The organism is Pseudomonas medicaginis (assembly GCF_965119365.1).
GTDB lineage: Bacteria > Pseudomonadota > Gammaproteobacteria > Pseudomonadales > Pseudomonadaceae > Aquipseudomonas.
In genome coordinates this window covers 3,232,572-3,251,538 of record NZ_OZ221631.1, presented here as the reverse complement: position 1 = coordinate 3,251,538, position 18,967 = coordinate 3,232,572, and the positions used below count along the sequence as shown (strand labels likewise).

Genomic DNA, 18,967 nt, shown 5'->3' with positions numbered 1-18,967 from the left:
CTTGTTGTTATGACGCGACGGGATTGGCGGCGGTTGTCGTTTGATGGTGTCCCGAAGTCAGGCGCAGCGAGTGCTTCACGCAGGCCCCTTCCTCGGCTACGGCCGGCATCAGCGGCAGGCTCGTCGGGTGGTTGCGTCTGGCCTCAGCCTGCCCTGTGCTGACACGTTTGCTCGGCAACAGGAAGTGAGCCAGGGCCGGCAACAGAACCAGCGCACCGACCATGTTCCAGACGAACATGAAGGCCAGCAGCACGCCCATGTCAGCCTGGAACTTGATGGGCGAAAACATCCAGGTGGCCACGCCGATCGCCAGGGTCACCCCCGTCAGCATCACCACCTTGCCGGTGGACAGCAGTGCCCGGTAATACGCCTGCGACAGGCTGGTGCCCTGGCGCATATGACCGAGCAGGATGCTCATCACATACAGCGCGTAGTCGACGCCGATGCCCACACCGAGGGCGATCACCGGCAAGGTCGCGACCTTGACGCCGATGTTCAGCCAGACCATCAGCGCCTCACAGAGGATCGACGTGAGCATCAGCGGGATCACCGCGCAAATCGTGGCGCGCCAGGAGCGGAAGGTGATCAGGCAGAGCAGGATCACGGCACCGTAGACCCAGAACAGCATTTCGCGGTTGGCCTGCTTGACCACGATGTTGGTCGCCGCCTCGATCCCGGCATTGCCAGCGGCCAGGAGGAACTGGACGTCGTCGGTATTGTTCGCCGCGGCGAATTGTTCGACGTGTTCCACCAGGCGGGTCAGGGTTTGCGCCTTGTGGTCGGAGAGGTAGACGTACAACGTCAGCAGGCTGCAGTCTTCGTTGTACAGGCCGCGCGGGGCGCCGGCGGTGACCATGTTGAGCATCGCCTGGTTGTTCTGCAGCTCATACCACTTGGGGCTGCCTTCGCTCAGGCCGACCAGCATGCGGCGGTTAAGCAGCGCCAGGGAGTTGGTCGAGTCGACACCCGGCAAGGTACGCAATTGCCAGTCGAGGGCATCGACCTTGTTCAGGATGTCATAGCGCGAACAGGCGCTGGCCGGTGTCTTGACCATGACCGCGAATAGATCGCTGCTGGCGCCGTAATGATGGGTCAGGAATGCATCATCCTGGTTGTAGCGCGAATCGGCTCGCAGCTCGGGCGCGCCCGCATCCAGGTCACCGACTTTCAATTGCAGGCTGACCACGAAACCGAGCGTCGCCAGCGCCAGGCTCAGGGCAATGCACAACGCCGCCCAGCGACGCTGGGTGAACAGGTCGAGGAAGCGCCAGAACCCATGGCGATGCTGGCCCGCTTGTTCGGCGTGCTCGCTTTTCAGACTCAGTCGCGCCGCGCTACTGCTGACCCCAACGTAGGAAAGCAATATCGGCAGCAGGATCAGATTGGTGAAAATCAATACAGCCACGCCGATACTGGCGATCATCGCCAGGTCCTGGATCACCTGGATCTGGATGATCATCAGCACAGCGAAGCCAACCGCATCACAGAGCAGCGCGGTAAGGCCGGCGAGAAACAGGCGCCGGAAGGTGAAGCGTGCCGCGACCACACGGTGCATGCCGCGCCCGATGTCCTGCATGATGCCGTTCATCTTCTGTGCGCCATGGCTCATGCCGATGGCAAACACCAGGAACGGCACCAGCACCGAATAGGGATCCAGTTGATAGTCCAGCAACGGCAGCAGGCCGAGCTGCCAGACCACCGCCACCAGCGAGCAAAACACAACCAATAGCGTGCTGCGTATGCAGCGGGTGTACCAATAGAGCACGACAGTGGTAATGAGGATTGCCACGGCGAAGAAGATCAGGATCTGTTGCAGGCCGGCGATCAGGTCACCGACTTTCTTGGCGAAGCCGGTGATGCGAATGTCGATACTATCGCTCTGGTATTGGCTGCGCAGCGACTCCAGTTGTTGCGACAGCCGGGTGTAGTCCAACGGCTGGCCATCGGGGGTGCGCTGCAGCAACGGTACCTGGATGATGCTAGAGGCCTGGTCGAACGCCACCAACTGGCCGATTTCGTTGGACAGTTGCACATTGCGCCGCAGTGCCGCCAGGCTCGCGGCGCCGCCATCGTAGTTATCCGGGATGACCGGCCCACCATCCAGGCCCGCTTCGGTCACCGCCACCCAGCGCGTGGCCGGTGTCCAGAGCGACTTCATGTACGCGCGGTCGACACCGGGCAGCAGGTAGATCTTGTCGCTCAGCGCCTGCAGGGTCTTGAGGTAGGCGCTGTCGTAGATGTCGCCCCGCTTGTTGACCACCGCGATGCGCACCGAGTTGCCCAGCCCGCTCAGTTCCTTCTGATGCTCAAGGTAGTTGGCGATATAGGGCTGATGGGTGGGGATCATTTTTTCGAAACTGGCGTTGAGCTCGACACGACTGGACTGCCAACCCAGCACCAGCGTGGTCGCCAGGCACAGCAGCAACACCCACAGGCGATGGTTGAACAAGGCTCGCTCGAGCACCGAACCGGAACGCGGATCAAAGTCTTCGAACGCATTCGCAGGGAGCTGGGAAAAATTACCAGGGGACGTCATAACCTCACTCCGAAGCGGCAGTGGATGGCTGCGCAAGACGCTGCAGCCCGGTGAAACCGGCAACGATCAAGCTGCCATCGGCGGCCTCGATCACACTTGAAACAGGTTTGCCCAAGGGCTCGCCCAGTGGCTGCAAGACCGCCCCGCTCTGCTCACCATTGAGAAACAGCGCCCCCCCCTGGTTGACCAGCAGCACTTGGCCACCGGCCAGGCGAGTGGCGTCGTTGAAAGAAATCGGCATAGGGACAGACAGGTGCTGGAAGCTTGCACCACCGTCATTGGAGATAAAGGCGTTGCCCCTCAGGCCGCCAACCAACAGGGCCCCATCGGCGCGGCTCTGCAAGGTGAAGAAACTGCCTTCATAGGGGCTTTCCAACTGGCTGAACGAAACCGCATCGTCATCCGAGCGCGCCAGGTAACCCTGCTCGCCAGCCAGGAACCAGCGCGTACCCTGATGACTGATGGCGTACAAGTGCATCCCGTTCGGGTTGGCGATGTGCCCCATCAGCGACTGCCACGTGGCGCCGCCGTCCGCGGTCCACAGCGCCAGGCCGTAGGCACCGACGATCAGCCCGTGTTGTGCGTCGATGAATTCGAGTGCCAGGAAGGGTTTGTCAGCGCCATCGGCAACAAGACGCTCGGCATTTTGTACACGTACCAATGCGTCATCCGGGTTGGCAGCGGTGGCCTGGTCAGCCTTGGCTGCGTCCAGCTCGAGCTGAGCCGCACGCGCACCATCGAGTTGCAACGTCCAGTGCTCACCGCCATCACGCGTGGCCAAGACCACGCCAGCGTGACCCACTGCCCAGCCATTGCGCGCATCGACAAACTGCACCGCCGTCAGGCTGACCGAAACCGGTACCTGGGCCTGACGCCAGCTTTGCCCGTTGTCATCGGAGAGCAGCACCAGGCCGCGCTCGCCCACGGCCACCAGGCGTGTGCCGGCCCGCGCCAGATCGATCAATACGCTCTTCTGCGCCGCCGGCACCGGCATGGCCGGGGTGCTCAACGGTGCGCCCACGGCAGTCGGCCCGGCCAGGCAATCGCTGGTGGCGAAGGGCAAATACAGGGCCAAGAGCACAGCGCCCGCCTGACTGATTCTGTTCATAACCTAACCTCGGAAAAACACTCGCACCCCAAGGGCAGACCGACAGGCCTGCCCTTCACGCTCAGCTCAGACTCAACGCACGCCGCGACCGGCCATCGCCGCTGGCGAGAACTCCGAGGCCTTGTAGCGATCGACCGCGCGATACTGATCCGGCAATCCGGCGTAGACGTTCTGGATAAACCACGCCCCCGAAGTCAGGTCGTAAAAACCGGCAGACAGTTGCACCAGGCCTGGCAGGTCGGGCAGTACGGAAGGCAGGGACCAGAGGGTCTTGGCCAGTTGACCGCTGGCGTCCCAACGGTCGCCGAGCAGGGCTTGCCAGGTGTCCTCGTCGAGGTAGTAACGACCTTTGGGCAACTGGTGACGCTTACCGGCGGCCAACGTCGACTCCACTACCCAGACGCGGTGCAACTCCCAACGCACGTAGTCAGGATTCAGATGGTGCTTGGCGAACAGGTCTTGCGGCTGGGCAGCGGTCTGCACCTTGTTGGTGTTGTAGGGAACATACATTTCCTGCTTGCCCACCAGTTTCCAGTCGAACCGGTCCGTACGCCCGCCCCACACGAACAATTCGTCGAAGGACATGACCCCGGCGGTGGACGGCGTCGGTGTATCGCAGCAGGCGTTGGGCAGCGTGCGCACGCGGCGCTGACCGGCCAGATAGACATGAGCCTGGGATTTTTCGCCGTTGATGTTCTCACGCCCCAGGATCTGCTCGCCGGCACGAATCGCCGGGCCGGTATTGACAAAGTGCACCTGCCAGTAGTCGCCCGAGTAGTTTTCAGGACCGCCCTCCTCGAAGTAGTAAGGCATCTCCTGGGTCAACAGGCCGTCGCTGGTCATCACCTGGTTGCCGTCGGCCGTCATCAGATAGTGGCGAAAATGCCCCGCCACCGAGGTGCCACGCCAGTTCAGCAGGTGGTTCCAGATGGCTTCGGTACCGTTCTGTGGAATCGGAAACGGGATCCCGCCATAGGCCCCGTCGGGGATCAGGCCGGCGCTGCTGTCGACCAGTTTGGCGCGGGTCGCATTCTTGAACGTGTTGTCATAGACCCACTGCGGCGCGGCTGCCGTGCGCCGGGTCGGATAGACATCGATGCGATAGGTATCCGGGAAACGCTTGAACAGCTCCTTGGTGCCGTCGCTGAGCTTGTCGGCGTACTTGGCCAGGTTCTGGGCGGTGATGCTGTACAAGGGTTTGTCCGCAGCAAACGGATCGCTGCGCTTGCCGCCCGGTTTATAGGCCGGATCGACCTTGGTGTAGCCGCCGTCCCAGGCTGGGATGCTGCCATCGGCATTGCCGGCTTTCTCGGCACCGAAGGGCGTCAGGGTCTTGCCCAGCTCAGCCGCTTGTTCAGCGCTGGCGGCCAGGGCCATCGGCGCGGCAGCGGCCAGCAAGGTCAAGCACAAGGCCTTTAGAGTGAACTGAATGGTCATGCGCAAATCCTCTTAGAACGTGGTCTTGACGGAGAAAGCCAGGTAATCCCGATCCTTCAGCGACTGCTTGTAGTTGAACTGGTTGGCGGCGTTGAGGTTGGTGTCCTCGGGACCATAGAAGTGGGTGTAGGTCAGTCCCACCGTCACTTGGTCCAGGTAGGTGGCGGAGACGCCGATGTTCATGTCCCCGCCTCTGTCGGGACCAAACCCGTTGATCACCGCCGACTTGCCCATGGGGAAGTAGCTGATGCCCAGCGGCACGCTGATATCGACGCCTGGGAAAAACTGGCGATAGGTGGGCGTGTACACCAACTTCAAGCCCAGGCCGTCATCGGTGGCGTTAGGATCGAGGGCGGCGCGGTTCCTGGTCACGGCCAGAAGGCGGTTCCAGGCGATCTCTCCTACCAGGCTGGCCTCCTTGGAGACGAAGGAAGGGCCCAGCGATGCCAGGACATTGAGGTTGACGTGGGCCGTCCGGCCGACGGCGTACAAGGCGTCATCGTTGTTGTCCGCCTCGACGCCCGGCAAAACGGTCTGGGCGTTGGACATCAGCGGCATGTTCCAGCGCATCGATGCCTCGCCGGCAAAACTGTACTCATCCACGGAGGTCGCGAAACTGGCGCCCAGGACACGGATGTCTTCCGGGTAAACCCAAGAGTATTCGCCGACTTGCCCGGTACTGAAGTTCGGCCCGGTGGCATTCGGCTTCAAGTACAGCGTTGGGGTTTTCTCGTGATATTGGAGTGCGTACAGGCCGTAATCCGTCGTCCCGGTGTTGTACTTGAGCTGCAGGCCGCCCTGGCCGGAGCTCCTGGCTTTCTTGTCCTTGCCATGGAAAAACGCTGCCGGGCTGTTGGCATTGCCGCCAAGGAAATCCGGGAACGGCCCGCCAGTGATCAGCCGTTCATTGCCGTCGCCGATGGTATCGCTGATGGAGAAATAGCTGCCGGCGCCCGGCAAGCGGGTGGCCTCCCACTCCAGTTGGTAGAAGGCGCCCAATGACACATCGTCGGTCAGTTGATACGCGGTCGAGAGCTGATTGACCGGTCGGGTGATTTCCTTGAACTGGGTATTGGGTACCGATTGCGCCTTGACCACGTCCACCGGCGCCATGGCACCGGCAATGCCGTTGCCGCCGAAGAACAGGCTTTCACCCCAGATCAGCCCGTGACGCCCTGCGCGAACCGATAAGGAGCGGTCGGCCAGCTCACCGTTCCAGTAGACGAAGGCATCGAGCAGTTCGCCGTCACCGCCATGCAGGTGACGGGTGTCGCTGGTGAATTCATCGAAGCCCACCGAACGCTGGTTGGCACTGGCTGCGTCGTTATTGTCGTTGCGGTCCTGGTAGACGGTGTCATACCAGGCGGCACCGCTCAGTCGGGCACCGAAGTTTTGATAACCGATGTCCAGTTCGGAAAGAATATCCAGGCGATTGGAGATCAGCCCCTTGCCGAAATTGTGATCGCCGTCATTCTGGTTCAACGCCGTCTGCCCTTGGCTGAGCTTGCTGCTGGGATCCTTCAGGCGCCAGGCCGCGCTGTACTTCAGCGTGTTGTCCCAGCGCAAGCTGAGATCGGGGTTGCCGGTATCGATCTGAAAGGCCTGGGCAGCCGAGGCGCCAAGCCCCAGGCTGGCCGCAAGGGTCAGGGTGAAGGGGACGCGCCGTGACGCAGCGATCTTGCGAGTAGCCATCGAAGTAACCCTCTTTATTGTTGTTGTATGTCAGCTCTTCTGGTGAAACGTCGCCCGCAGTCGAACCGGGCCAAGCCTGCACAGGCATGAAGCATCCATGGGAAAGCGAATTCGTCTTGACGGCGCGTCAGATGGGCTCTGCCGTGACTTCGAGCATCCGCCTGACCAGGCCGATCCGGTCGAAGCTGCTGTCGTGGGCCATTTCCTTGTCACCGGCCAGCACCGAGCTTTCGCTGATGAATTTGCAGCGCTCATAACGGCGCGCCATAAAGCGTTCGAGCTGCTGTTCGACGCTGCCGCCGGCGACCAGCTCTTCGCCAAGCACGACGGCATCTTCAATGGCCATGCCGGCGCCCTGACCCAGGTGTGGCGTCGTGGCGTGTACCGCGTCGCCAATCAACACGACACGGCCGCGGTACCAAGGCTCACTGACGAACACCACCTCCAGCGGCTTGTAGACCACCTGTTCGCTGTTGATTATTTGCTCGCGCAGTTCGCCGATCAGCCCGGTGAAGCCGCTCAGGCGCCGGCGCATCTGGGTCGCCAGCGCGGCGGCCTCCATCCTCGGGTTGGCGGGCTCGTGGGAGGTCATGAACAGGTACATCTGGTCGTGACCCAGCGGCACCAGCCCGGCATTACCGGCAGGTCCCTGGAAGGTGGCCAGATGATCGATCCCGGCGGCGCGCGGGAAGTTGTAGCGCCACACCGCTTGGCCGGTGAAGCGCGGCAGGTACTGGTCGCCGAACAGCAAGCCGCGCATTTTTGAGTACAGGCCATCGGCGCCCACGACCAGATCGTAACGACCGCGACTGCCATCGGTGAACAACACATCAACGCCCTCGCCCACCTGCTCCAGCGTCTCGACGCTCAGGCCCAGGCGAATCGAGGCGCCCAGGGCAATGGTGGTTTCGCTGAGGACTTGATGCAGGGCCAGGCGCGAGATGCCAACGTTGGCCGGATACTCGGGGCCCGCCAGGCGCTGACCGGGAATTCGCGCCAGCTGCTCACCGGCCGTGGTATTGATGGTCAAATCCTCGAACGCACAGGCAGCGTCCAGGTAGCCGTCCAACACACCCAGCTTGGCCATTTCACGCACGACGTTACTCTGCTGGATGATGCCAACGCCGTAGACGGTCCACTGAGTCTTGAGCTCGACAAGGTCGACGACGATGCCTTTGCGACGCAAAGCGATTGCGGCACACAGGCCACCGATACCACCACCGACGATAAGCACCTTTTTCACTGCGTTCATGCTCGTCCCACTCTTATTCTTGTTATTCACGCAAGCGTTCTGCCGGAGCGTTCCCAGGCTTCACGACCGGCTGTTTCTGCACGCATTCGCTACCGCGTTGTGTTCACTTTCTCGGCAAAGCAGACGTTTGACTAATCGCATGTAGGGATACGATGTATCAGCAACCGCGATACGTTGACTAAGGTCCACACGCCTCCAACTGACCCGCTTCGAGCACCAGAAAATCGGCCTCTGCATGCCATTGCAGAGCACTCAAGCGCTCCCCCAGGCAAGGCCCGTAGACGCACAGGCCACTGTCCGGAAGGAACCGGGCACCATGGGCGTAACAGACGATCTGGCGGCCATCGACACTGAGAAAACGGTCCTTGCGGTACTCCAGCCGCACCTCCAGGTGCGGGCAACTGTTGCGATAGACCCGCACCTCGCCGTCATGGCGCAGGGCGAACACGCTGTCCTTCCCCGTGCCCAGGGGATCGAACCCGCGGGCCTGCCCTTCGGCCACATCATCCAGGCGACAGAGAACAATGGCGTCGTGACTCATGGACGACATCCGCACTCAGGCCTGCTTGGGCGGCGGGCCGCTGGGGAACCATTTTTCCCGGGAAGTGAACAGGAACAGTTGCGAGTTATCCGCCGACAACGGCGCCTGACGTGCTTGCCAGGCGTCATCATGCTTGTCCATGTCTGCGTCGTATTCGATGTGGCAGCCCAGCGGGCTGTTGAAGTACCAGAACCAGTTGGAGCCAAAGAGGTGACGGCCCGGTCCCCAGAAGCTGGTCCAGCCTTGCTGCTCGAAGCGGCGGCCGGCCAGCAGTACTTCCGTGCCGCTGCCCAGGTGAAAGGTAAAGTGCTCGCACCCCTTCATATGCGGTGGCGTCTGGATCATGAACAAACAGTGATGGTCATCGGAACCGGCGGGACGCATGAACGGACCCGCGCCAACAAAGGTGTCGGTGGTCACGAAGCCCAGGCGTTTGTAAAAGGCCTCGGCCTTGGCCGCATCCGGCACGAAATACACCACGTGGGACAGGGTGCGCGGCAGGGCCTGCATATCGGGGCTGATGCCCGGTTGGTTGACCGGGCGCTGGGGGGCATGACCCGGTGCATTGGTCAGGTCCGCTGGCGCGCTGTAAGCACGCCGCACACTGATCTGGAAACCAATGGCAAAGCCCATGTCGTCCACACTGTGCACGGAACCATCGGCACCGCGGGTCACCAGGCGATCGCGCCCCAGCTCATCGGCGATGGCCTCAAGATCGGCCGCGCTGGTCACGCCATAAACGGTTTCACGAATCGAAGGCGCAGGCCCGATGGCCGCCGGCAGACTGGCATCGTCCGCACGACGGATAATCACGGCAGTGCCGTCGAGGGCTTCAAAACGACCGCCCTCGCTGTCGACATCGACAGGCAGCAGGCCGTAGTCACGCAGGCAATGTGTACAGGCTTGAATGTCGTCGACGCCAAAAATCAAGGCATCAAGGCCAATGATGTTCATTGAGTTACCACTCCATTGTAATTATTCAGCGCAGGCCAGCACCCCGATTGCGGGAGCCGTGCCAGGCGGAGCGCTGCCGAGGCTGGTCTTGGAGTCGATAAAGCCACACGGCCAACCGACTGTGGGCCGATACTGAAGGGGCAGAAACGCACTGACTAATCGCTTGTCGGGATGCGACCTATCGGCAAATGCGATACCTGGCTGCACAGCGCCAAGTGCCGTGAAAAATCGAACAGGTGTCGCTCGATTCGCCCACTCATGGGACTTGACGCCGCGATAGGAAGGTCGGAAGGTATTTACAAAATAAATACAAGAATCGAGACCGCCATGCGTTTCAACCACCTGGATCTCAATCTCCTGGTGGCGCTTGATGTGTTACTGGAAGAGCAGAACATCACCCGCGCCGCCGAACGCCTGCACATGACCCAATCCGCCACCAGCGGCGTACTGGGCAGGCTGCGCCTCTACTTCGAAGATGAACTGCTGGCGCAGGTCGGGCGCAAGATGCAGCCCACGCCCTATGCCCGTGAACTGGCGGCACCCGTGCGCCAAGTGCTGCTGACGATCCAGTCCTCGATCACCGCCAAACCGGTGTTCGACCCAGCCACCAGCAAGCGCCATTTCCGCTTGATCACTTCGGACTACCTGATCAGCGTCCTGTTTGCCCGGGTGATCCAGAAGATCTCCCTGGAAGCCCCACACATCACGTTCGAACTGCTGGGCCCCGGCGACACGTCCACCGAGATGCTGATGCGCGGCGAGGCCGACATGATGATCGTGCCTGAGCGCTACCTCATCGAAGGCCATCCGTCGCAGCTGCTGTTCGAAGAAGAACATGTTTGCGTGGTGTGGGACGGGAACACCCAAGTGGGCGACAGCATCACCCTCGATCAGTACATCGAGATGGGCCATGTTTCCGTGATCTTCGGTCGCAACCGGCAACTGAGCGTCGAAGAATGGTTGATGAGCCAGTACGGCTTCACCCGTCGCATGGAAGTGGTGACCCACGACTTCAACACCCTGCCGCAGTTGATCGTCGGCACCCAACGCGTCGCCACCATGCTCCAGCGCATGGCCAGGCTCTATGCCAACTACCTGCCGCTGCGCATCCTGCAACCGCCGGTGAAAATCCCGGTGATGCGTGAGTTCATGCTCTGGCATCGCACCATGGAGGGGGATCCGATGCACCGTTGGTTGCGGGCGAAAATCAGTCAGATCATCAACGAACTGGAACAGTAGTGGCGGCCATTACTCGGGGCCGGGTCAGGTGCGGAAGTGCCCGACGGCCGCTTTGAGCTCGCCGCCAACCTGTTGCAAATCGACCGTTGAGGCTTGCATTTGCAGGCTTTCCCTCGCGCTGCCCTCAGCCACTTCGCGCACCCGGGCCATGCTCTGGCTGACTTGCTCGGCCACCACGCTCTGCTGCTCGGCGGCCGCGGCAATCTGCTGGTTCATCTGCTCGATGTGGGACACCGCCTGGGTGATCCGCTCCAAGGCCCGCGAGGCTTGCGCGGCAAGCACCACCGTTTCATCACTCAGTACATGGCTGCTTTGCAAGCGCTCGGCGGCTTGTTGGGCCACACCGCTCAGGCGAACGATCAACCCTTCGATTTCCGTGGTCGAACGGTGGGTGCGCCGTGCCAGGCCACGCACCTCATCGGCGACCACGGCGAAACCACGACCCTGCTCCCCCGCCCGCGCAGCCTCGATGGCGGCGTTGAGCGCCAGCAGGTTGGTCTGCTCGGCCACCGCCTTGATGACATCGAGCACACCACCAATGGCGGCGCTCTCCACCAGCAAAGACCGCATGACCTCGGCGCAACCACTCATCTCCAAGGCCAGGTGGTCGATCTTGCCACCCGCCTGGCGCACCAGTTCATCGCCCTCACGCGCTTGTTGGTCGGCATGCGCCACCGCTTCGCTGGCCTCACCCGCGTTGCGGGCGACCTCCTGCGCCGTGGCGGCCATCTGTTGCATGGCGGTGGCGGCCCGTTCGGTTTCCTGGCGTTGATGTTCGACACCACGGCTGTTACTCAAGGTCACTTCGGCCAAGCTGCCGGCCATGCCGTTAAGCGAGCCGACACCTCGGTCGATGCGCCCGACCAATCCCCGCAGACTGACCAGCATGTTGCCCACGGTGCCCAACAATTGGCCCAATTCATCACGACGACCACTGTCTGACGGCGGATCACTCAGGTCCCCCGCCGCCACGCGTTGGACCAGCTGCACCGCCTGGCGCAACGGTTGCACAATCAACTGGCGGATCAGCAGGCTGGCGCCAATGCCCAAGGCGAGCGCCAGAACAGTGATCAAACCCAATTGGCGATCGACATCGCGATTATCGTCCAGGACCGCCTGCCTTTGCTGTTCATCGGCCTGAGCCAGCAGCTTGCTGACCTGCTCGGTCTGCGCGTTCATCGCCGCACTGCTGTGCGCGCTTTGCTTACGGCTGTCGACGAACTCGACGAAAGCCTTGCGATAATCACCCAAGGCCGTGCTCGCCTCCCGCAGCGACTCGCCTTGCTGCTCGCCAAGATCCAGCACCTGCATGGCGGCCAGCAGGTCACTCATGCTCATTTCCCAGTCGCTGCGGTAACGCTCCTCGCCATCGAGCGAGTAATACAGCTCGCTGTCACGCAGCTTGACGAGCTTGTCCCGCAACGCGGCCGTCTGCTCAAGCCGCACCATCTGATCGCTGTCCGGCGGTGTCCCCTGCCCCAACCGGGTGTTGAGCGCATCCAGTTGATCGAGAAACAGCAGGGTAAAACTGTCGCCAGCCGTCTGCGCCAGTGCCTGCATGCGCAGGCGCGCCTCCCGAGCCCGACGCAACGAATCGGCATAGCCGAGAAACTGCTCCAGATACGTGCTAGCGGCCGTGCGTACTGCGCTATTGGCGGGCTCATCACCGAGTTGCCGGTTCAGTGTGCCGATCGCCTCGCGGACCTGGTCCAGGCGCTGTGGAGCAAGGTCCAGGGCGAATGCTTTCTCGGCGATACGCGCACGCAGGATCAGTGCTTGGATCGACGACTCCTGACGCGATTGTTCACCGCGCTGCTGCAACACACCCAGAGAACGAAAAGCCGTGACTGCCACCGCCAACGTCACCAGCAGCACCAGGCCGAAACCCAGTGACAGCTTGGCCCCCACCGATAGATTGCCAAACACACGGCTCAGTACGGGCATGTCCAACTCCTCGCACGGTCGTGGAAAAACAGCCTGCCCTTGGTGCCCGGGCTGATCGTCGTGCCGGGTTTGGACTCACTCATTTGCCGATACCTTATTCTTGTTGTTGTGCGCGCCCGGGACTGCGCCCATAGCGCGGTGTAGCAGCAACTCTAATGAGTCGTACCTCGACGACACCAATCGCATCCTGCGTTATGAGCAATCGCAAAGTACGATGATAGGTATCCGGATTTGCGGCTTGAGCGGTCAGAAGAAAACCCTTAGGCCATGACGCACATACGCTCTATCAGCGTTCGCAATACCTCCCATCCCGACTCGCGATTGGCCAAACCATTGGCCTCCCCTTAGCCTGCTTCGAACCGTCAGGCCTGGCCATCCCCACGCCGGAGCTGGCCGCCTGCCTTTGCTTGCACAAGGACAATAACAATCATGTTCCGCTACTTCCCGACCAACTACGTGTGGAATCTTTCCGTCGACCTGGCCATTGAAATGGGCGCCCGCATCGGCGAAATCGAAGAGATGTGCGCCCCACTGCAAGAGGCCGCCAAACAACCGGACGCCGCCGGCAGCAAGGCCTTCCGTGAGACCTGGGCGAACATGGCCGACAAGCTGTGCGGCCTGGCTGAAGAAGACGAAGGCAAGGGCCGACTATTGTCTGCCGGTGAAAAATACAACCGCGCCGCCACCTACTACCTGAGCTGCGAACGCCTGCAAGCCCATGGTGCTCCTGGCCGCACGGAGCTGTACCAGCGCTTTCTGCACACCTTCCAACGCGGTATCGAACTGGCACGAGAAAACTGCGAGCGCGTTGAAATCCCTTACGAAGGCAAACACATTTCCGGCTTGTTGGTCCGTGCCGAAGGCGTCAGCGGCCCGGCGCCGATTCTGGTGCAGGTCAATGGACTGGATTCAACCAAAGAAATGAAATACCGCGTCGGCCTGCCCGCCTGGCTGGCCAAACGTGGCGTGTCGTCGTTGATCATCGACCAGCCCGGGACGGGCGAGGCCCTGCGCCTGCAGCACCTGACTGCACGTTTCGACAGCGAGCACTGGGCCAGCCGAGTGGTGGATTGGCTGGAGACCCGCGACGATGTCGATGCCAAACGCATTGGCCTGGAAGGTGTCTCGCTCGGCGGCTACTACTGCCCGCGCGCAGTAGCCTTCGAGCCGCGCTTCGCTTGCGGCGTAGTGTGGGGTGCCAACCATGACTGGCGTGATGTACAGAAGCGTCGCCTGGAAAAGGAAGGCAGTTTTCCGGTGCCGCATTACTGGTCGCACGTGGCCTGGGTATGGGGCGCCAAAGACACCGATGAATTCATGGCCATCGCCGAGAATGTTCATCTGGACGGCATCCTGGATCGCATCAAGGTACCTTTCCTGGTCACCCACGGCGAAAAGGATTCGCAGATTCCGCTGAAGTGGGCACACCGCACCTACGAGCAGTTGGTCAACAGCCCGAAGCGCGAGCTGAAAGTCTTCACCGAACGTGAGGGCGGCGTGCAGCATTCGAGTTTCGATAACAGTATCAATGCCGGTCAGTACATTGCCGATTGGGTGGCTGAAGTGCTCGGTGGTCGTACCTCATGAAGTGGGTGTGAAATTCGTGCGCTGGTACGCTGCGAGGGTTTGAACGTTCCACGCCAACGGCTTAAGTGAACAGCCTTACGCTACGACCGTTCTTCGATGGTTGCTCCATCTCACCCATTCCCAAGCATCTGCCACAACGACGCCCCCACGCCGGTAATGCTTTCCCCGGCAATCAACCCCGCCGCTGCGGTGATGGCGAAGCGTTCCGTGAGGCTCGGCCAGCGACAGCTCACCAGCCACGTCAGCACCGCACCGAGGGCCATCATCAGCGACACCGAGGCCGGCAAGACAAAGGCCAGGCCCAGGGCCGCCGTACTTGGCAAGTAGCGGGCCCGATGCGCCGGCAGCAGGCTGTCGAGGATCCCCAACAACAAGCCGGCCAGGCCGCCGATGAAAATCGCCCAGCGAATGCTCGCAGACAATGAATCCAGGCCCAGGGTCAGAGTTTGCGCCACGGCCTTCCAGGTCGCGACCGCCGGGGCCGGCCATTCTTCGGTCAGCAGCATGGTTTGCGGGTCGGGGATCAAGGCCAGGTAGGCCAGGACGCCGACGATGCTGCCGATGAAAATCCCCAGGGTCTGGGCGATCAACTGCTTGCGCGGGGTGGCGCCAATCGCCCGGCCGACCTTGAAATCGTTCATCAAGTCGGTGCACTGCCCGGCCGAACCGCCGGCGGTGTTGGCGCTCATCAGGTTGATTGGCACCTGGCCCGGGGCGACGATGCCGAAGCTCAACTGGGACAACTGCCCAATGGCACCGATCGGCGGAATACCCGTGGCGCCGACCACCCGGGCAGCCACCGCCGCCAGGCAGATCGCCAAGGGAATGGTCAACAACGCCATCCACGGGTTGATGCCGAACAACAGCACTTGCAGGCTGACCACCAAGAGGATCGACAGTGCAAAACCGGCCGCGGGCCCAGGTTTGGGTATCGTCCAGATCGCCCCGCCGCCCGCCTTGGTGGACCGGTGCAATGCCCACAAGCGAATCGCCAGCGAGGCCAGGGTCGAGCAGACCATCAGGCTCACGCCCGGCCAGAGCAACCACTCCACCAGTGCAGCGAACTGCGGGCCGCTGCTGCCGTGCGGCAACTGCACCAAGCCCTGTTGCAGCAGCCACGGTGCCAACCCGCCCCACGCCAGCAAGGCGCCGAGCAGCAGCGTCAGGCCCACGCGGATACCGATGATCCCGCCGAAGCCCACTAGCAGCAGCGATGGGTCAGCGGTAAAGGTCAGGCGCTCCAGTTGAGCGGTCGGCGCCCCCCGCGGAATGGCCCACATGAAGGTATCGACCGCCTTGACCAGCCCGGACAACAGCGCGGCACTGAGCAACACCTTCAAGCGCGTCGCGGCTTCGCGGCCGTGGTTGTAGATGTGCAACAGGGTTTCCAGGGTCGCCATGCCTTCGGGAAATTTCAGCGCCTTGTCATTGAGCAGTGAAGGTCGCAGGTACCAGGCGATCCAGATCCCCAGGAAACTCACCGAAAAGACCCAGGCCACCATGGGAATCGCATCCAACCGCTGGCCGGTGAGCAAGGTGTAGGCCGGGATGGGCGCCACCAGCCCACCGGAAATGATCGACGCGGCGGCAGAGGCGACGGTCTGGTTGATGTTGCTTTCGTGCAACGTCCAGGGCAGCCGGTCCACCGATCGACTGACCAAGCCTTGCCAGATGCCATAGCCGATCAACAAGGCAATGATCGACATGTTGAACGACCAACCGATCTTCAACCCGGCGTAGACATTGGAAGGTGTCAGCAGGATCCCAAGAACGATGCCCGTGCAGACCGCACGCGGGCTGAGTTCGCGTTCGACGGTGGCGATCAAGGGAATTGTGGACGAAGTCGAGGGCATGCGAAGTCCTTATCGGCACGGGGGCAGCCGCCAGATTCGGACCGGCCCCTGGTGGGAGAGCTTGCTCGCGATCGCGCAGGATCAGTGACCTGGGTAGAGACTGGCATTGAGCCATGGCGCGCAAACCCGCACACAGGATCACTTGAAGCGGCAACTTAATAAGTGAACGCAGTATTGGCCCAAGGTTCACATGGCGCGGGGAAACCCTGGCGCACGTGCTCGCCAGGATGATCAATCCCCGGACAGGAAGTGAGGGATGTCGCGAGCGCTGCCAACGGCCGCGACGCATCGCGACCCAGGCAGCATTCGACTTATTGCTTGCCCTCGCAATTGACCATCCAGGCAATCCCGAAACGGTCTTCGAACATGGCAAAGCGTTCCGCCCAGAAGGTCTTCGCCAAGGGCATCTGCACGCTGCCGCCCGCACTCAAGCCTTTGAACAGCCGCTCGGCCTCCTCCACGCTGTCGACATTGAGGGACACCGACACCCCTTGCGGTTTGCTGAACGGCTGGCCCGGCGGGCAATCGGACGCCATCAGACTGAAATGGCCCACGGTCAGGCAGGCGTGCATGATCAGGTCCGCGTCCTTGGGCATGCCCACATCCTCGGGCGCCTCGGCAAAGGACATGGAAAACAGCTCACCGCCAAGCACCTCCTTGTACAACGCAAAAGCTTCCTTGCAGCGACCGTTGAAGGTCAGGTAGGGAATGATTTTCATGCTGGGATCTCCTGAGAGTGGATGGACAAAGCCGTCCGTGTGGCGGCTCTACGGACTCATCGAATGGCGAGGGTCGAAATCGACAGGTCGACGCCGTTATTTTTCGATAGGCCGTTGGTGGCCTGGGAAGCACAGGCTTCCCTGCCGTGAAGTCACGTCCAAACCTCAGGGATGCCATTGGAATCGATAGATGTCTCGATAACCATTGCTGGGGTCATACAGGAGCTTCTTGCCGCCATCCAGGGCAATATTGTCGGCATTGACCAAGTGAACCGGGGCCACGAAGCCACTCACCGGCTGGCCTGCCATCAGGCGGTTCAATTCATCGATCACCTGCCAGCCATGCACGTTGAGCGGTTCGGCCACGGTGACGGTCTGGTAGTTCTTTTCCTGTATGCGCAAGAACGCCGACGCGCTACCGTCCCCGGCAGACATCAGGCTGATGCTGTCGCGGGGTACTGCGGCGCTGGCCAAGGTGGTCACCGCATAGTCGAAATAGATATCGTTGATGGCCAGGGCGTGGGTCCAGCGCTTGCCGTGGCGCTGAAGCAGCTCCGTGGTGACGGCAGGCATCTTCTCGCGACTGTCGGAGATCGCGACATCGCGCACCTCCAGCAACGAACAGTCCCGACAGGCCCGAATGACGCTTTCCATCGCCCTGGCTTTGGCCATGGCGATGCTGTACCTGGAGTCGGTCAGGATCACCACGCCGGCTTTTCCGTTCGACTGCGCCACGGCCGCCATGGCCGTGATGCGAGCCACTTCGAGCGGGTCGGTCGTGACGTTCATGGCCATCGGCGTCCCGTCAATCGGCCCGGGGCGCTCCCCGGCGTGCCAGCCCACCACCGGCACGCCCTTGTCGGCGAAGACCGCCAGCGCCGCCTTGTTTTCAAGGGCATCGGCACCGCACAGAATGAGCCCATCGGGGTTCGCCGCCAGGGCATCGGCGAAGGCCTTTGCACGCCCGTCCGGGGATCCAGCGCCATCGAATACCCTCAGCGTCCAGCCCATCGCCTTGGCAGCCTCGCGAGCGCCCTGGGCAACGCCGACAATGCCGCCATTGCGCATATCCTCTGCGACGATGGCGACGCTCTTGCCGCGCTGGGCACGCGGGCCGGATTCAGGACCGCTCCAGGGAATGGCGCCAAGGGTGGCCTTGGCAACCCTCTCCTGTGCTTGGGCCACCGTCACCGTGGCGTCTGTCGCGGCGGGCAGATCCTGGCTGTATCCGGGCGTTGCCGTGAAAAGGCAGAGCATCGTCATTGAAACCGTCCGGAACAACCGGGACCTGATCGAACAGGTTCGATCACCGCATGCGTTGCCGGGCCTGGAGCCGATGGCGCGATCATAATGGGTCATGGCGTCTCTTTATTTTTAGGAATGCACGTTTACGTTCAGTGCCCGCAAGGATAGTCGGTTCTGTTGTCATCGACCCGAAAGGGACTCGTCAGTTTGTAACATCCTTTCAGCCCCTGTCCTCACGAGCGCGCAGGTGACACGTGCTCCACCGCACATCATGACTATGCTCCTGGAACAGACGTAGAGCGGAGGATCAGTCCCCCATGACCTCGAACCTTGCAGATCTTTATAACGATTACATTGCCTGCCTGAATGCACAGGACTGGGAAAACCTGGGCCTTTTTGTGCACAAGGAGGTGGTTCACAACGCGAGACGATTAGGCTTGCAGGGTTATCGAAGCCTGCTGCAAGCGAACTATCGGGACATTCCCGACTTGCGCTTTGAGATCGAATTCCTGGTGATCGACCCACCCAAGTTGGCGGCCCGCCTGGCATTCAATTGCACACCGACCGGGGAGTTCCTGGACCTTGCGGTCAATGGAACACGGATCGCCTTCGCGGAAAACGTCTTCTACGGGTTCGAGGACAGCAGGATTCGCGAGGTGTGGTCCGTGATCGACAAGGACGCCATCGAAGCTCAGCTCCGGTCCACGTAACGGACGCCCAAGCCCCTGCGCCCCACCTTCGAACCGCAACGTGGCACGCACCAGGCGCTGCGCTTCGTTTTCGATTTACGTGAGGTCGAACAGTCCAACCACGCATAGACAGTAGAACGTCTCCGGCCAATGATGCAAGGTAGCCGTATC

The 18,967-nt window shown here is 61.7% G+C and carries 14 protein-coding genes and 1 pseudogene; 3 read left to right on the top strand and 12 right to left on the bottom strand.

All coding sequences use genetic code 11. The annotated features are described in order from the left end of the window. Positions 1-7 precede the first annotated feature (7 nt). The 7 genes from ACMTA2_RS14465 to ACMTA2_RS14435 all read right to left on the bottom strand — a co-directional run bounded on the left by ACMTA2_RS14465 (position 8) and on the right by ACMTA2_RS14435 (position 9,520). A complete protein-coding gene (locus tag ACMTA2_RS14465; RefSeq protein ID WP_413795362.1) occupies positions 8-2,536 on the bottom strand; it encodes an efflux RND transporter permease subunit in 2,529 nt (842 codons plus the stop codon). 4 nt (positions 2,537-2,540) lie between these two features. Continuing rightward, complete coding sequence (locus ACMTA2_RS14460) at positions 2,541-3,644, bottom strand: WD40/YVTN/BNR-like repeat-containing protein (protein ID WP_413795361.1); 1,104 nt, start codon at positions 3,642-3,644, stop codon at positions 2,541-2,543. A 72-nt stretch (positions 3,645-3,716) separates the two neighbouring features. Continuing rightward, positions 3,717-5,081, bottom strand: coding sequence for a DUF1329 domain-containing protein (locus tag ACMTA2_RS14455; protein WP_413795360.1), 1,365 nt, complete (start codon positions 5,079-5,081; stop codon positions 3,717-3,719). Between the two features lie 12 nt (positions 5,082-5,093). After that, the gene (locus ACMTA2_RS14450; RefSeq protein WP_413795359.1) at positions 5,094-6,773 is read right to left on the bottom strand and encodes a DUF1302 domain-containing protein; all 1,680 of its coding nucleotides are present in this window, start codon (positions 6,771-6,773) and stop codon (positions 5,094-5,096) included. A 127-nt stretch (positions 6,774-6,900) separates the two neighbouring features. Beyond that, a complete protein-coding gene (locus ACMTA2_RS14445; protein WP_413795358.1) occupies positions 6,901-8,025 on the bottom strand; it encodes an FAD-dependent oxidoreductase in 1,125 nt (374 codons plus the stop codon). Positions 8,026-8,203: 178 nt separating this feature from the next. Beyond that, positions 8,204-8,566, bottom strand: a complete 363-nt coding sequence (locus ACMTA2_RS14440) for a Rieske (2Fe-2S) protein (protein WP_413795357.1) — start codon at positions 8,564-8,566, stop codon at positions 8,204-8,206. Positions 8,567-8,581: 15 nt separating this feature from the next. Then, positions 8,582-9,520, bottom strand: a complete 939-nt coding sequence (locus tag ACMTA2_RS14435) for a VOC family protein (protein ID WP_413795356.1) — start codon at positions 9,518-9,520, stop codon at positions 8,582-8,584. Positions 9,521-9,847: 327 nt separating this feature from the next. Here ACMTA2_RS14435 and ACMTA2_RS14430 point away from each other — a divergent pair, with 327 nt between their 5' ends. Next, positions 9,848-10,759 (top strand): LysR family transcriptional regulator, encoded by a 912-nt coding sequence (locus ACMTA2_RS14430; RefSeq protein WP_053178948.1) that lies wholly within the window; start codon positions 9,848-9,850, stop codon positions 10,757-10,759. Between the two features lie 24 nt (positions 10,760-10,783). On the opposite strand, the gene ACMTA2_RS14425 is transcribed toward ACMTA2_RS14430, so the two are convergent. Together ACMTA2_RS14425 and ACMTA2_RS14420 are read right to left on the bottom strand one after the other, a co-directional pair. Continuing rightward, positions 10,784-11,584: a methyl-accepting chemotaxis protein gene (locus ACMTA2_RS14425; protein ID WP_413795657.1), complete on the bottom strand. Its 801-nt coding sequence runs from the start codon at positions 11,582-11,584 to the stop codon at positions 10,784-10,786. A gap of 57 nt (positions 11,585-11,641) precedes the next feature. Then, positions 11,642-11,938 (bottom strand): annotated as a pseudogene (locus ACMTA2_RS14420) (HAMP domain-containing protein); the annotation flags it as partial. A gap of 1,194 nt (positions 11,939-13,132) precedes the next feature. Between ACMTA2_RS14420 and ACMTA2_RS14415 the strand changes: the two are divergent. Beyond that, positions 13,133-14,290, top strand: coding sequence for an alpha/beta hydrolase family protein (locus ACMTA2_RS14415; protein ID WP_413795355.1), 1,158 nt, complete (start codon positions 13,133-13,135; stop codon positions 14,288-14,290). Positions 14,291-14,400: 110 nt separating this feature from the next. Here ACMTA2_RS14415 and ACMTA2_RS14410 read toward each other — a convergent pair whose 3' ends face one another. The 3 genes from ACMTA2_RS14410 to ACMTA2_RS14400 form a co-directional block, all read right to left on the bottom strand. Then, positions 14,401-16,143 carry an OPT family oligopeptide transporter gene (locus tag ACMTA2_RS14410; protein ID WP_413795354.1) on the bottom strand — a complete coding sequence of 581 codons (1,743 nt, stop codon included), beginning with the start codon at positions 16,141-16,143 and terminating at the stop codon, positions 14,401-14,403. Between the two features lie 311 nt (positions 16,144-16,454). After that, the gene (locus tag ACMTA2_RS14405) at positions 16,455-16,862 is read right to left on the bottom strand and encodes a VOC family protein (protein WP_413795353.1); all 408 of its coding nucleotides are present in this window, start codon (positions 16,860-16,862) and stop codon (positions 16,455-16,457) included. Positions 16,863-17,027: 165 nt separating this feature from the next. Beyond that, positions 17,028-18,047: a substrate-binding domain-containing protein gene (locus tag ACMTA2_RS14400; protein WP_413795656.1), complete on the bottom strand. Its 1,020-nt coding sequence runs from the start codon at positions 18,045-18,047 to the stop codon at positions 17,028-17,030. 377 nt (positions 18,048-18,424) lie between these two features. On the opposite strand from ACMTA2_RS14400, the gene ACMTA2_RS14395 reads away from it, so the two are divergent. Further along, positions 18,425-18,817, top strand: a complete 393-nt coding sequence (locus ACMTA2_RS14395) for an ester cyclase (protein ID WP_413795352.1) — start codon at positions 18,425-18,427, stop codon at positions 18,815-18,817. Positions 18,818-18,967 lie beyond the last annotated feature (150 nt).

Excerpts from the sequence above, each read along its gene's own strand:
- ACMTA2_RS14465 (WP_413795362.1), bottom strand. The coding sequence starts at position 2,536 with ATGACGTCCCCTGGTAATTTTTCCCAGCTCCCTGCGAATGCGTTCGAA.
- ACMTA2_RS14460 (WP_413795361.1), bottom strand. The coding sequence starts at position 3,644 with ATGAACAGAATCAGTCAGGCGGGCGCTGTGCTCTTGGCCCTGTATTTG.
- ACMTA2_RS14455 (WP_413795360.1), bottom strand. The coding sequence starts at position 5,081 with ATGACCATTCAGTTCACTCTAAAGGCCTTGTGCTTGACCTTGCTGGCC.
- ACMTA2_RS14450 (WP_413795359.1), bottom strand. The coding sequence starts at position 6,773 with ATGGCTACTCGCAAGATCGCTGCGTCACGGCGCGTCCCCTTCACCCTG.
- ACMTA2_RS14445 (WP_413795358.1), bottom strand. The coding sequence starts at position 8,025 with ATGAACGCAGTGAAAAAGGTGCTTATCGTCGGTGGTGGTATCGGTGGC.
- ACMTA2_RS14440 (WP_413795357.1), bottom strand. The coding sequence starts at position 8,566 with ATGAGTCACGACGCCATTGTTCTCTGTCGCCTGGATGATGTGGCCGAA.
- ACMTA2_RS14435 (WP_413795356.1), bottom strand. The coding sequence starts at position 9,520 with ATGAACATCATTGGCCTTGATGCCTTGATTTTTGGCGTCGACGACATT.
- ACMTA2_RS14430 (WP_053178948.1), top strand. The coding sequence starts at position 9,848 with ATGCGTTTCAACCACCTGGATCTCAATCTCCTGGTGGCGCTTGATGTG.
- ACMTA2_RS14425 (WP_413795657.1), bottom strand. The coding sequence starts at position 11,584 with ATGGCCGGCAGCTTGGCCGAAGTGACCTTGAGTAACAGCCGTGGTGTC.
- ACMTA2_RS14415 (WP_413795355.1), top strand. The coding sequence starts at position 13,133 with ATGTTCCGCTACTTCCCGACCAACTACGTGTGGAATCTTTCCGTCGAC.
- ACMTA2_RS14410 (WP_413795354.1), bottom strand. The coding sequence starts at position 16,143 with ATGCCCTCGACTTCGTCCACAATTCCCTTGATCGCCACCGTCGAACGC.
- ACMTA2_RS14405 (WP_413795353.1), bottom strand. The coding sequence starts at position 16,862 with ATGAAAATCATTCCCTACCTGACCTTCAACGGTCGCTGCAAGGAAGCT.
- ACMTA2_RS14395 (WP_413795352.1), top strand. The coding sequence starts at position 18,425 with ATGACCTCGAACCTTGCAGATCTTTATAACGATTACATTGCCTGCCTG.